Origin of the sequence: Paraburkholderia steynii (genome assembly GCF_900100565.1) — a bacterium.
GTDB classification, from domain to species: domain Bacteria; phylum Pseudomonadota; class Gammaproteobacteria; order Burkholderiales; family Burkholderiaceae; genus Paraburkholderia; species Paraburkholderia terrae.
In genome coordinates this window covers 193,239-206,394 of the sequence record NZ_FNDI01000014.1, presented here as the reverse complement: position 1 = coordinate 206,394, position 13,156 = coordinate 193,239, and the positions used below count along the sequence as shown (strand labels likewise).

The 13,156-nt window shown below is 59.4% G+C and carries 13 protein-coding genes; 7 read left to right on the top strand and 6 right to left on the bottom strand.

The window, feature by feature from the left end:
- Positions 1–367: 367 nt before the first annotated feature.
- Genes BLT65_RS24865 through BLT65_RS24855 form a run of 3 tightly spaced genes read right to left on the bottom strand, consistent with a single transcriptional unit; the run spans position 368 to position 1,942 of the window.
- The gene (locus tag BLT65_RS24865; RefSeq protein ID WP_091782137.1) at positions 368–826 is read right to left on the bottom strand and encodes a carboxymuconolactone decarboxylase family protein; all 459 of its coding nucleotides are present in this window, start codon (positions 824–826) and stop codon (positions 368–370) included.
- 22 nt (positions 827–848) lie between these two features.
- Positions 849–1,508 carry an FMN-dependent NADH-azoreductase gene (locus tag BLT65_RS24860; RefSeq protein ID WP_091782134.1) on the bottom strand — a complete coding sequence of 220 codons (660 nt, stop codon included), beginning with the start codon at positions 1,506–1,508 and terminating at the stop codon, positions 849–851.
- Positions 1,505–1,942 carry a GNAT family N-acetyltransferase gene (locus BLT65_RS24855; protein WP_091782132.1) on the bottom strand — a complete coding sequence of 146 codons (438 nt, stop codon included), beginning with the start codon at positions 1,940–1,942 and terminating at the stop codon, positions 1,505–1,507. Before BLT65_RS24855 ends, BLT65_RS24860 begins: the two co-directional genes overlap by 4 nt.
- Positions 1,943–2,032: 90 nt before the next feature.
- On the opposite strand from BLT65_RS24855, the gene pdxR reads away from it, so the two are divergent.
- The 5 genes from pdxR (at position 2,033) to BLT65_RS24825 (ending at position 7,006) form a co-directional block, all read left to right on the top strand.
- The gene (gene pdxR / locus BLT65_RS24850; RefSeq protein WP_091782130.1) at positions 2,033–3,475 is read left to right on the top strand and encodes a MocR-like pyridoxine biosynthesis transcription factor PdxR; all 1,443 of its coding nucleotides are present in this window, start codon (positions 2,033–2,035) and stop codon (positions 3,473–3,475) included.
- A 321-nt stretch (positions 3,476–3,796) separates the two neighbouring features.
- Positions 3,797–4,312 carry an Ohr family peroxiredoxin gene (locus BLT65_RS24845; RefSeq protein WP_042305607.1) on the top strand — a complete coding sequence of 172 codons (516 nt, stop codon included), beginning with the start codon at positions 3,797–3,799 and terminating at the stop codon, positions 4,310–4,312.
- A gap of 31 nt (positions 4,313–4,343) precedes the next feature.
- Positions 4,344–4,751, top strand: coding sequence for a DUF3331 domain-containing protein (locus BLT65_RS24840; RefSeq protein WP_091782128.1), 408 nt, complete (start codon positions 4,344–4,346; stop codon positions 4,749–4,751).
- Positions 4,752–4,789: 38 nt separating this feature from the next.
- On the top strand, positions 4,790–5,779 hold the full coding sequence (locus BLT65_RS24835; RefSeq protein ID WP_091782127.1) for an alpha/beta fold hydrolase: 990 nt from the start codon (positions 4,790–4,792) through the stop codon (positions 5,777–5,779).
- Between the two features lie 555 nt (positions 5,780–6,334).
- On the top strand, positions 6,335–7,006 hold the full coding sequence (locus BLT65_RS24825; RefSeq protein WP_244186589.1) for a DedA family protein: 672 nt from the start codon (positions 6,335–6,337) through the stop codon (positions 7,004–7,006).
- On the opposite strand, the gene BLT65_RS24820 is transcribed toward BLT65_RS24825, so the two are convergent.
- Both BLT65_RS24820 and BLT65_RS24815 read right to left on the bottom strand, forming a co-directional pair.
- Positions 6,992–9,739 (bottom strand): ATP-binding protein, encoded by a 2,748-nt coding sequence (locus tag BLT65_RS24820; protein WP_091782123.1) that lies wholly within the window; start codon positions 9,737–9,739, stop codon positions 6,992–6,994. The two genes, BLT65_RS24825 and BLT65_RS24820, sit on opposite strands and share 15 nt — an antisense overlap.
- A 139-nt stretch (positions 9,740–9,878) precedes the next feature.
- A complete protein-coding gene (locus BLT65_RS24815; protein ID WP_091782121.1) occupies positions 9,879–10,304 on the bottom strand; it encodes a nuclear transport factor 2 family protein in 426 nt (141 codons plus the stop codon).
- 175 nt (positions 10,305–10,479) lie between these two features.
- Between BLT65_RS24815 and BLT65_RS24810 the strand changes: the two genes are divergently transcribed.
- On the top strand, positions 10,480–11,502 hold the full coding sequence (locus BLT65_RS24810) for a LysR family transcriptional regulator (RefSeq protein WP_091782119.1): 1,023 nt from the start codon (positions 10,480–10,482) through the stop codon (positions 11,500–11,502).
- Complete coding sequence (locus BLT65_RS24805; protein WP_091782116.1) at positions 11,499–12,353, top strand: DMT family transporter; 855 nt, start codon at positions 11,499–11,501, stop codon at positions 12,351–12,353. Before BLT65_RS24810 ends, BLT65_RS24805 begins: the two co-directional genes overlap by 4 nt.
- On the opposite strand, the gene BLT65_RS24800 is transcribed toward BLT65_RS24805, so the two are convergent.
- Complete coding sequence (locus BLT65_RS24800) at positions 12,313–13,086, bottom strand: TetR/AcrR family transcriptional regulator (RefSeq protein ID WP_244186588.1); 774 nt, start codon at positions 13,084–13,086, stop codon at positions 12,313–12,315. The two genes, BLT65_RS24805 and BLT65_RS24800, sit on opposite strands and share 41 nt — an antisense overlap.
- Positions 13,087–13,156 lie beyond the last annotated feature (70 nt).

Sequence of the window (13,156 nt, the reverse complement as noted above, 5' to 3'; positions counted from 1 at the left end):
CAGGTTTTGGAACCTGCAGTTGCGTTGGCTTCGTCAAAGCCGACGCAGCGGCAAGCGGTGCTCGACAGGCACTGCTCGTGATTCCCCACGCGGCCGGAACGAGCCGTCGCACGGCTGCGCGTCTGGCCTGCTGCCTGGTTTATGGAAAACGGGACGCGGCAAACACCGCGGGTGGCGTTCGAGGTGGCAGATGCACCTGAAGAATCGTCAGGGGGCCGGTAAGCCCCGCGCGCGTAAAGAAAACGCACCATAAAAACATAGACGTTCTTCAGGAAAATAGAAAATCAATTTGTAAGGCGGTGTACTGCGTTTGAATGCGTGGCACACGCTCGCCGCGTCACATCGCTATGCCTCGCTTTTCGCGCCGTTAGTCGATCGGGTTTGCATCGACAGGCTGATGCATGCCAATCGCCATACGATTCCACGCGTTGATGACGGCGACGGCCCACGTCAATTCGACGATTTCCCCGTCGTTAAAGTACACGCGCAATGCCTGATATTCGACTTCACGATCCGCATGGCCATCAGCAAGGCATGTCAAGGATTCGGCCCACGCCAGCGCGGCCTGCTCTTTGGCGGAGAAGAAGTGGGTCTCGCGCCACGCCGACAGTACGTTCAGGCGCTGCCACGATTCGCCGCCCTTGCGCAGTTCGCGCGCATGCATGTCGAGGCAGTAGGCGCAGCCGTTGATTTGCGACACGCGCGTCTGCACGAGTTCGATCAGCTTGCTGCCAAGGGACGACTCGGCCAGCGACTGGCTGACGGCATACAGCGACTTGAACTGGACGGGTGCGAGGGTAGTCCACGCGAGACGAGGTGCATTCATGATGAGCTCCAGAAAGTAATGGTTAAGCAATAGAAGAAGTGTTGGATTCGGATGACGCGTGGCGCTGCGGGTTGTCGCGCAGCCACTGCGCGGCCTTTGCCTCGACGAGCGCAAGCGGCTCGTCCGTCGATACGAGGCCAGCCGCATGCATGAACGTGACGTCCTTGAGTCCGATCACGCCCAGCACGGCGGACAGATAAGGTCGAAAGAAGTCCGGCTGATAGGCAGGCTCCCGGAACATCGCGCCGCCGGCGGTCACGGCAACGAAGGTGGGGCGGTCGCGCAGCAAGCCGACCTTGCCGTTCGCGCCCGCAGCAAACGTCACGTCGATACGCACCACGTGATCGATCCAGTTCTTGAGCACGGCAGGCACCGTGAAGTTGTGTACGGGCGTCGAGATCCAGAGCATGTCCGCCTGATCCAGTTCACGAATCAGTTCGTCCGATACGGCGAGCGCCTCGCCGAACCGCTCTTTCGCAACGTCACCGGGCAGCACGAGCGATTCCGCGTGCGCTTCCGTGATGGGCGGCAGCGGTTGCGTGCCAAGATCGCGCCGCGTGATCTGAATGTCCCGCCCCAGACGTTCGGCCATGGCAGGCAGCAATTGACGGGTGAAGTGCCGGCTCGTCGAGTTGTCGCGCCGGGGGCTGCAGTCGAGCAGCAACACCTTGAGGCTGTTCATGCCAGCTCCATGCTGAAGTGAAGGCCGCGGGCAAGCAGGCCGCAGCGGAAATAGAAGCGTTGCGCGAGCGCGTTGGCGAGCGCCGTATCGAGCACGAGACGCTGACAGTCTTCCGCGCGGCCCAGCGTACCCAGTTCGGCAAGCAGGCGTTCGCCATGACCATGGCCGCGTCCCGCCTCGTCCGTGATCAGATCGTCGACGTAGATGAAGCGGCCGTGAATCAGGTTGTCGATGCGCCGATAGCCGGCCAGCGCGACGGCCTTGCCGTTTTCCCAAACGCCTAGCAGGCGATAGCCCTGGGCTCGTTGCAGCGCGACACGAGCAAGGAAGTCCTCGGCCGAATTCAATTGGGGACGCAGTTGATGCATGACGTCGAAACAGGCCATCACATCGGCATCTGTTTCGGCATGTCGGAGGGTCAGTGTGTCAGTCATGATGCCGATCGGGAGGGGTTGGTGTAGGCTTCAGTGTCGTCGTTCGATGACCCAGCCAACAGGGCCATTTTTCCTGCTTTAGACCAGGCCATGACACAGCCAACGGCCCGGGCGAAACCCGGCGCTCCCCCCATCCATGAGCAGATCTATGCGCGGTTTCGCGCGATGATCGAGCAGGGACAACTCAGCCCCGGCCAGAAGGTGTCGTCCCTGCGGGCGTTGGCGACTGAACTGGGCGTGGCTCGCGGCACCGTGCAGGTCGCCTACGACCGCCTGCTCGGCGAGGGCTACCTCGTTGCCCGTGGTCCGGCAGGGACATTCGTTTCGGAACACACGGCCCCGGCGCAGCCCGCTCGCGCGAAGCAAGCGGCTGTCGTCGCCCCCCCGCTGCCGGCAGAGGGCGCACCCGGCAACATCATCGAAGTGGATGGCGGCAGTCCCGCACCGTTTCAGATGGGGCTGCCCGCGCTCGACGAATTCCCGAGGAAGCTCTGGGCAGGAGTGATGGCGCGGCAGGTTCGCAAGGCGGGATCGCTCACCAAACCCAAGCCCGCCGGTTACATGCCGTTGCGCGAGGCGCTGGCGGCCTATCTGCACCGCTCGCGCGGCATCGACGCGGATGCGGGCCAGGTCTTCATCGTGCCCGCCTATACCGCAAGCCTCGCGTTGACCGTCGACGCACTCGGCCTTGCGCGCGAAAGCGCCTGGGTCGAGCACCCGGGCTATCCGCCCACTGCGCAAACGCTGAAACGGCTCGGCCTGCCGGTCTGCGATGTATCCGTGGATCAACACGGCATCGACGTCGCCTTTGGATGCGCGCATTTCCCGAACGCACGGCTTGCTGTCGTCACGCCGTCGCATCAGAGTCCGACAGGCGTCGCGCTGCCGCTACAGCGTCGCGTCGAACTTCTCGACTGGGCGGCCGAACGTGACGCGTGGATCGTCGAGGATGACTACGACGGCGAGTACCGGTATCGCGGGCATCCATTGCCCGCGCTGAAAAGCATGGACTCGGGCGGCCGGGTGATCTATTGCGGCACGCTGAGCAAGGTGCTGTTTCCGGGGCTGCGGCTTTCGTATGTGGTCGTCGCGCAAAGCCTCGTTCCGCAGTTCGAACTGGCGTGCAGGCGTACCGCGCATGGCGGTTGCCCCGAACTGCTACAAGCGGCTGTCGCCGAGTTCATCAGCGAGGGCCACTTCTCGCGACATATCAAGCGAATGCGAACGCTCTACGCCCGACGCCGCGCGCTGCTGGCCGAAGCGCTCGCGCCCTACGCTGCCGAGGGTTTCGTCGTCCATTTGCAGGACGGCGGTATGCATCTTCTCGTCGACGTACGCGACGATCTCGACGATGTCGTGCTGGCCAGTCGCGCCCGCAACGCAGGCTTAGCCGTGCATGCGCTCACGACATGGCGCAACGGCGCGCCCGGACGGCGCGGCCTGTTGATGGGATTCACGAACGTTCGCGATCGCGACGAAGCTGAACGGCTGGTTGCGGAAATGATTCGTTCGTTCGAATTGCACGAGGGTTAGCGGCGTAGTGCTTGCGTCTCAAGGCATTCGCTCGATATGCCTGATTCACCCCATATCATTCGCGATCCGAATTATCTGAAGAGTCAATTTCTTCACAAGGCGACACTGCACCGGCGAACGCCCGAGTCAGCAGATTCACCTCATCACGCCCCCAAATTCGAAAGCGTCTGGATTGATGTTCCGGATGCAACACCATGCTCCCCTCCGCGAGTCTTCTGCGCATCGCCGCTTCCCCCTACGATTCACCCTGCGCAGAAAGAGCACACGTCGAACCGCGCGCTCCCGCGCAACGAAACAAGTCACCACTAAACACCGAGACGAATGACAACGCTACGCCCACCGCCATTGACGCTACTCGACAAGTACTCCGGACATGAGCCTCAAATCCTGTATTCGACCACGGTCACCGTCACGGGCGGCGGCACGGGTCATGGACGCGCGTCGGGTATCGCGCGCTCGGACGACGGGCAGCTCGCCGTCGATCTACGCATGCCCAAAGCGCTCGGCGGACCCGGTGGAGGAACCAATCCGGAGCAGTTATTCGCCGCGGGGTATGCGGCCTGTTTTCATGGCGCGCTCAGTCTGTTGGCGGCCCGCTCGGCTGTTCGCATTCACAACGCGTCAGTCGATGTCACCGTCGATTTCGGCCGGGACCCGATCGATGGCCTGTTCGTGCTGAGCGCCCATACGCGCGTCCATTTGCCGGGCGTCGATCGCGCCGTCGCCGAAGAGCTGGTTCGCAAAACCGAGCGGTTTTGCCCGTACACGAAGATGGCAAGGCAGGGCATCGTGAATGTCGTCGCGCTCGTCGTGGCTGGCGAGACGAGCGAGTCGTGACGCAGTTCGCCACATCGTAGAGAGGTTGGAAATGAACAGAATCGATCCATGGTTCCAGATTGTCAGCGGGTTGCACGGCCGCAGCCGGTTCACTGCGCAGCAAAATCCCGCGTCCGCAGGGCGCGGGCCGCGCGAGCGCTGCAGTCCGATGACCACCGCGATGGCCAATGCTTCATCGATCCGCCGCATCGAGTGGCAGACCACCTGCACGATTCTGGTTACGTGGAGCGATTCGACGCTGGGCAGGTTCGAAGATCAGACATGGCGCGCAGGCTTTGCGCGCACTTCAGGCATTTGCGGTCTGACGGGTGTGCCCGTTCGGCGCGGCGACCCGGTGTTCCGGCCGCTTCAGCGAGCCGGCGCGCTGCCGAGGAACGCGTTCGACATGATTCGGGCTGACACGCTAGGGGCACCGACGAGCTATAGGTCGAATGGGTAGTGCATTTAGAGCAAGGCATTAAAACAAGGGCAATGACTATGTCGAAAAACAGTAACCAGAAGCAGAATCCCACGCGCAGAAACATTCTGATCGGCAGCGCCGCAGCCGCTGGCGGCATCGCGGCATCATTGATTCCGGGCACGCTGCAGGCTGCGCAGCCAGGCGCGTCCTCAGGCGCGTCGAAGCCTCATGGCCAACATGCGGGGAGCTACATCGCGACGAAAGACGGCACGCAGCTGTACTACAAGGATTGGGGCGCCGGCCGCCCCGTGGTGTTCTGTCATGGCTGGCCGCTCAGCTCGGATAGCTGGGAGTCACAGATGATGTTCGTGGCGTCGCACGGTTATCGCGCCGTCGCGCACGATCGTCGTGGACATGGACGTTCGAGCCAGCCCTGGAACGGCAACGACATGGACACCTATGCGGACGATCTCGCCACCGTGTTCGAGACGCTCGGGCTGAAGGATGCGATTCTGGTGGGCTTTTCTACGGGCGGCGGAGAAGTGGCACGCTATCTCGGCCGGCATGGCACGAAACGTGTATCCAAAGTCGTGCTCGTTTCCGCTGTGCCGCCGTTGATGCTGAAAACGCCTGCCAATCCAGGCGGATTACCCATCGACGTATTCGATGGCCTGCGCGCAGCGCAACTGGCGAACCGCTCGCAGTTCTACAAGGACGTGCCGGCGGGTCCGTTCTACGGCTTCAATCGTCCGGGTGCCAAGCCCTCGCAGGGTTTGATCGATTCGTGGTGGATGCAGGGCATGCAAGGCGGCCACAAGAACACCTACGATTCGATCGCGGCGTTTGCGCAAACGGACTTTACAGAAGACCTGAAGAAGATCGACGTTCCCACGCTGATCGTCCATGGCGACGACGATCAGATCGTGCCCATTGACGCTGCAGGTCGTGCGTCCGCGAAGCTGATCCGGAACTCGAAACTGATTGTCTATCCCGGCGCGCCGCATGGTTTGACGGACACGCACAAAGAGAAATTCAACGCGGATCTTCTGGCGTTCATCCAGAGCTAAACCCGGTCGAAAGACGACCAGTAAGGGCAAGCACTGCCGTGCTTGCCCTTTTTAATCTGCAGTCACACTTCGTGCCTGATGGCAGAGGCGAACGCCCCGCTATTGTTGTCCTCCCGGCAACATGGAAACCGCCGTTGTCGGTCTTCTACAAGGCGGCGGATATACCTACGATAGAGACCAGTTTCTAGCCCGCTCGAACGCTTAGGCCGCTATCGAACCAGAACAAAGAAATGAACACGATTGCTATCGCTAGCAAGGATGCAGTTGAAGACATGACGGGTGACAGACGCACGCGGCAGATGCTCCGCCCGCCAGAGCACGTGTCAGTCGAAACCGAGGCAAATCATGGCAAATCGAACGCACGGGCCGAAGTCCTTACCGGCCTCGCATGGACGAAGAACTGCTCGCTGTGCCCCGTTGCGTTGGGCAATTTCATGCGGACATCGAACGCGTATCTTTTTTCGTCGGCGTCCGAGGAGTGACACAGACCGATTGCACGTCGCAGCTTCTTGCCCGTGTCGTTGAGCACGGCAAGGTCGCTTACAGGAGAGCAAGATGGTGTCACATGAACTGCTTTCGCGGTATGGCGCGTTGATCATCTTCTTCAATGTACTCGCGTCGTCGCTCGGCCTGCCCTTTCCGTCCATCACGACACTGATGACGATTGCGGCGAGCATCGCGCTCGCCCAGCAAGACCTCTCGCATACGCTGCTGCAGTTTGGCGCGCTGTTCGGCGCTGCCGTCGCCGGCGGCATCATTGGCGACCTGGTCTGGTTTCTTCTCGGCCGACGCTATGGGAAGCGTGCTTTCCGACGGGTGATCGAACTGTCGCCGTCGACGCAAGGCAGTATCACGACGGTCGAACGATACTTCGCGCGCTGGGGTACGCGCGTGCTAGTCATCACCCGCTTCGTGCCGGGCTTGTCGCTCGTCGCCGTGCCTCTTTGCGGGGCCACGGCGATAAGAACACGCTCTTTTCTGCTTCACGATTGCATCAGCATTAGCATATGGGCATGCGTGGGACTTCTCCTCGGCGCGCTGCTTGCGACACACATCGACATGTTGTTGAGCAGCATTCTCCGCTTTGGATGGCAAGTCGCATTCGTTGCCTTCACGCCAGCACTCTTCGTCTTATACCGGTGGTTCGCGCGCCGGCTCCTTTCTGTGGGCCAGCAAGCATGTGCGCCGACACACACGCCGCTTATCGTCAGCTCACACATCATATGAACCGCATTGCCTGATTTGCGACTCGTAGGCGGTTGCGCCTTGCTTCCTCGCCAAAAGAAACGCACGGCGCAAGCAAGCAGTGCTTGCGTCGTGATCTTCTTCAAGACGAAGAGCATGAGCCTTGGTCATGAGCAGCCGCGGAAGGTACAACTCGTCTCCGTTCAGCTCGATGGCCTTGATCGCTTCCTCGCAAACCAGAATCGCGCGCATGGTATCGGTGCTTGCGCATAGCGCCATTGCCAGCGAATTCCTGAACATCGACGCCGACATCGTGTACTGGCACTTCGTCATACCTTCGAGGCAGCTCTCCAGCAGCGAAATACTTTCCTCTAATCGGCCCTCGGCATACGAGAGCTGACCGCGAAGCCCTAGCACCACGTAACGGAATGGCGTGAATCCATTCACCTTGACGATGGCGTCGAATTCATCCGTTATTTCGTTCAGTCTCGGCCAGTTCGCTGCCCACGCGAAAACTTCTCCGGCCCATAGCAGCGTCACGCACTGAGTGGCCGGATGGCACAGCAAGCGTGCGCTTTCAATGGCGTCATTGGCGAAACGCTCTGCCTCCGAAGCCTGACCCGTCAGCCAAAGATTTCTCGCGTTTCCGCTCAACGCACGCAGGTAGGGATTGATGCCGAATTCCGCCGGCTGCAACGCATCCACCCCGTTCATCCTGGCCGACAGAATCACAGGTTCCCAGAGACTGGACGACGACGCGATCTCGCCCTTCATGTGCAACGTGACGCCAAGCATCGAATGAACCGTCGAAGCGTCGCGCCCACACGCAATGATCCATTGCGCAGCTTCGCTCGCGAACATATAGGCGCCCTCGAAATTGCTGGTTCGATAGAGGTACATGATGAGTCCGCACAGCAGTCTGTCATGTCGAACCGAGTCGCCTAGCGACAATGCAATGGAAAGAGCGCGCTCGTACGTCCGCCCAACCTCTGTACTTTCGCTGCCCGTGAACAGCAATGCATTGCCATAGGCCGCAATGAGATCCAGTTCCGTCAGACTCCCTCGTTCGCCGTCGTCCAGTTTCGACAATGCGATTTCGGTCCATTTTCTGGCCTCGCTGAGCATCGACTTTCGCAACAGCAGTTTCGCGTATGAAGCGACCAGCCTGCAACCTTGAACGACGTCCCGTTCACGTACGAGCGTCCATTCCAGCACCGCGCGCAGATTGCCCAGATCGGCGAGCCAGTTATCCCCTGCATTTTCCGTCAAGCCGTCGGTGGGCCACGCCGCCGCATAGTACGACGCGTGGCGTGCGCAGAACTGATCCAGCTCGCCGGCCTCTTCCAGTTTCACGCGCGCATAAGAGCGGGTCGTGTCGAGAAGAAAGTACCGAACTGCGCTCTCGTCTGGTCTCACATCCAGAAGCGACTTGTTCGACAGTTGATTGATGGCTCTCAGCACGTCAGCGCGATCGATGTCCTCCGCGCCGATCACGGCCACAGCCGCATCGAGCGCGAAGCAGCCGACAAAAACCGCCAGCCTGCGCAGACATACCTGCTCCAGCCCGGTCAGCAGCCCGTAGCTCCAGTCGAGCGTCGCGCCGAGCGTCTGGTGCCTCGGAACCGCTGTGCGGCGTCCATGCCACATAAGCCGGCTCTTCTTGTCCACCAGCTCCAGAATCCCGACGAGACCGAAAGTCGGCATCTGTCGCGCGGCGAGTTCAATCGCCAATGGAATGCCATCCAGAGCCCGGCAGAGCCTGCCCACCGACTGCGCGTTATCGTCGGTCAATTCGAAACGGCATCCGGCCTGTACCACCCGTTCGACGAACAATCGGATTGCCGAATAGCTTTGCGCATCGTGTGCTTTGAGCGATTCGCCCGGCGGCGGCGCGTCGAGCGGAGGAAGGCGGAATACGAATTCACCATCGACATTCACGATTTCCCGCGAAGTCACGAGAATATAAATGCCGCTCGCGTTTCGATAGAGAACTTCCGCGGCCTGGGCGACACCGTCTATCAGATGCTCGCAACAGTCGAGAAACACGAGCATTCGGGTATGGCCAATCGACGCACATAATTCGCTGATGGACGCGGCGACTTCCTGCCCTTCACGCAAGGCGGCCACCAGCGTCGACGAAACCAGCTCCGAATCCTGAATCACCGAGAGATCGACGGAGACGATCTTACCGTCGAAATGGTCGCGCAGCCTGTCGATCACCGCATTCGCGACTGTCGTCTTGCCCATTCCGCCCGCGCCGACAATACTGACGAACCTGTGCTCTTCGAGTTGCTGGGCGATATGCGCTATTTCGCGTTCCCGGCCAACGATGGCGGCGCCCGTATGCACGAACCGCAATTGACCACGCGCCGACGGACGCGTGGTCTTGAGTTCGACGCCGGACTGAATTCCGTCACACGGCGTCACGGTCGCGACAAACGTATAACCCCTTCCGGGCACGTTCATCACATACGTGACGCCCGGATCGCCGTCGGCAAACGCTTTACGCAGTGCGACGAGATGAAAGCGAAGGCTCCCTTCTTCGACGACCGTATCGCGCCATACTTCTGCGAGAAGCTCGCGCGCGCTGATGACGCTTCCGGCCCGACGCACGAGCGCAATCAGAATGTCGAGCGCGCGGCTACCCAGCTTGACCTGCTTGCCATGACAGACAAGCAGTCGTTTATCCGGAAACAGGAAGAACGGCCCGAACGAAAAGTTCGTCGTAGTTGAATGCGATGCCGTCGTTCCAAATTTCGATAAGCTGGCAAACAAGTATCGTCTCGCTGGAAGTCGTGGTTTCCACCGATTCTATCTGACCGATACGCTAAATCGAATCTTTCAAATCACTAAACACGAGAAACTGAAACTTTGGCATTCAGGGACTCGTAACGGGACTGATTCGGTACGCGCGCTATATTGCTTTGAGGGTACGACACCGCACATCGGGGAATGTATCGACCTGACGGTTGAGCAGCATGAAGAGCCGCGCAATCTGTCCGTTGAATAGTGAAAAATGAAGATTGACGACGAGTGGATTTGGCAATCCTCTTGAATCGAATGTACCTGTTACGGCGCCAACCACCGTCGTCACGCGGTAGTGCTGAGACACCTGCAGAACTTCGATTCTCAGGTTATCGGCAATGACTTCTCTGGCGATCCAGGCTTCGATTGCGGGGCGTCCCCAAAAATCACGAAGCTGATCATTGACGAGCGCATCGTCTCTGAAGAGAGCCGCCATAGCACCGGCATCGGCGTTATTGAGCGCCAGCAGAAATGAAGCGATCACTTGCGCGTCTTGTTGTGCGGTCTTCCGTATTCGGTTTGCCCGGTCACGCATCCCGTTTCCTTGAGGGATCAACGAGCGCAAATGTTCGTCGATCCTGCCGCTTTTTGTCTGCTATTTGTTGTTAGCGGCTGTTAGCGCTTGCGATAAGTCCATAGTGTTTTGCCTATAACGCTGCTTAATCAACTATAAACCAGCGTCGAATCGACTTCGCGAGGAAAACGTCTTCATGGAATCGACCATGTGCAATCAATCAGGCTTCCCGTCGGAAGAGGTTATGGACACGCTGTCAGCAGGATTCACGACAAGCTACGCCGCCGTCATGACCTTCATCGCCGTTGCGAAGGAAGAAAGTTTCGCCAAGGCGGGAGATCGTCTCGGCATTGGACGATCATCCGTTAGCCGGAACATACAGAAACTGGAACAGCAGCTCGGCACCAAGCTCTTTTCACGTACCACTCGCAGCGTCGGGCTGACAGCTGAAGGGGAGATCTTTTACGAGTCGTGCAAGCCCGGTATCGACGGCATCCTGAACGCGATCGAGCGAATGCGCGACCTGCGCGGCGGGCCGCCGCGTGGACTATTGCGGATCAGCTCCACCGTAGGATTCGGAAGAAAAGTCGTCGCGCCGCTGTTGAGCCGGTTTCGGGACTTGTACCCAGAGGTCTCGATCGACCTGATGCTGTGCGATAGCCCAGCCAACTTTACGAGCGACGGCATCGACATCGCGTTCAGGAACGGCCGGGTGGACGACAGCCAGATCATTGCCCGCCGCATCATTCCCATGCACATGCTTCTCTGCGCTTCTCCTGAGTACGTACTGGAGAAAGGATTGCCGACGGAAATCCAGGATCTGCCACGGCATCGCGCGATCAATTTCCGCTTCTCGTCCGGCAGAATCTACGAATGGGAATTCAAGGTAGCAGGCGAGCTGATCAAACACGCCCCGTCCGCTCATTTGACCTTCAATGACGCGGATCTTGTGCTCAATGCAGTCCTCGATGGTCAGGGGATCGCGCAGGTGGCTGGCTATCAGGCCTGCGATCACATTGCGACGGGCAGACTGATTTCCTGCATGGATCAATATGCACCGGACGATCGAAGCCATTTTCTGTGCTATCTGAGCAAACAGCACATGCCGTCCCGCATGCGGCTCTTTATCGACTTCATGCTCGAGCAGATAAGAATGCTCAACCTTCAGTGCGCGGTGGATGACACTGCGACGAGCACGTCGCGCAGGAGCACACAATGAGACCTTATATCGCCGCGTTCACTGCGATCATTCTCTGGTCGGCATTTGCAACGCTGAGCATGCCACTGCGACATCTTCCTCCGTTGCTGGTCACGGGGCTCGCACTGCTGGCCGGAAGTCTCGTCACGCTCCGGCATATCAGCGCATGGAGAGTCAAATGGTCCACATTCATCTTCGGGTCCGGTTGTCTTTTCCTCTATCACTTTTGCTTGCTGAAATCTTTCACGTATGGGTCGGTTCCCGTTGCCAACCTGATCAACTACACGTGGCCGTTCCTGCTCGTCCTCATGTCGAGTGTCTGCAATGGACGCAAGAGAGGATGCTTTGCCGAACTGACTTGCTGCGCAATCGGCTTCATCGGCTGTGCGGTGCTCGTGCTGCAACCCATAACGAATGGCACGTTCGAGGCGCGCAATTCGATCGGATATGGTTTCGCCGCTGCGGCCGCTGTCGTCTGGGCGGGTTATACGTTTCTCACACCAAGGTTCGAAGCGCATAGCGCATGGGCTGTCGGCGGGTTCTGCGCTGCAAGCGGCCTTGCTGCGCTTGCCGTTCATGCCGTGGCCGGTCCGTCTGTCGAACTGTCCGCTCGCGATGTTGCGTGGATCGCGGCAATCGGCGTGGGACCGCTCGGAATAGCGTTTGTCGCATGGAATCACGCATCCAGGTTTTGCGATCCGGGGCTTCTCGGTTCGATATCGTATCTGTGCCCGCCACTCTCACTGGTCATACTGCGGATCGCCGATCCGACAGCCGTCATCGACTGGAAGACTCTGGCCATTTCGATGCTGATGAGCGTATGCGGGATAGTCATGTCACAACATTGGCGACGTGCAGCGTTGAGTAGTTAGGCGATCTATCGTGGCCGTCAACCGTTTCCACGATAGGGACCCTCGAAAGTTGCTCCCTCGTGACGGCCATCAATGCTTCGTCCATGCCACCTTCGAAAAGTGCGTGGAGCATTCCGATCAGAATAGATGCCAGTGCATGGCTGATCATTTCCTGCCGTTCCGCGCGCATCTCATTGACACGTGAGATCAGTTCGAGCGTTGCGTGATGCAGGCGTGCAGAACCTTCATAGAGCAGCGCCGCTCTTCCGATCTTTGCCCAGACGGCATGAATCGCGTGAAGTTCACGCAAACGGTCGGCATTCGCGGCAATGAAGGCGTTCGCCAGCGCGTCGATCATTGCTTCGGGACGTTCCCCTTGCGCATCGCGACACGCGATCTCCAGAAAGCACACGACATGATCGACGTGACGACGCACCATCGCGCCCATCAGTTCGTCCTTATTCGCGAAGTACTGGTAAATCGTCCCCACGGCAAAGCCGGATCGCTTTGCGACTCGGGTCGTCGTGAGCGCTCGCGGTCCGTCCGCCGTGACGATCTGAACGGCCGCCTCGAGCAAGGCTTCGATAGTGTGTGCTGCGCGCGACTGGCGCGGCAATTTGCGAGGCTGTGGAGCAACGATGCCAATAAAGTCTGCATCGTTTGGAGCCTGGCGTCGAACGTTCATCATCGCAACAGTGTGTAAAGCGGTGGACCGATTCGCCGGTCGCGATTGTTCTAACCGGAACCGGCCCATTGATGTCACGACAGTACGATGAAAATGCCTACATGTAATGTGCCAGTTTGCGATTCGCAAGCTGGTCCAC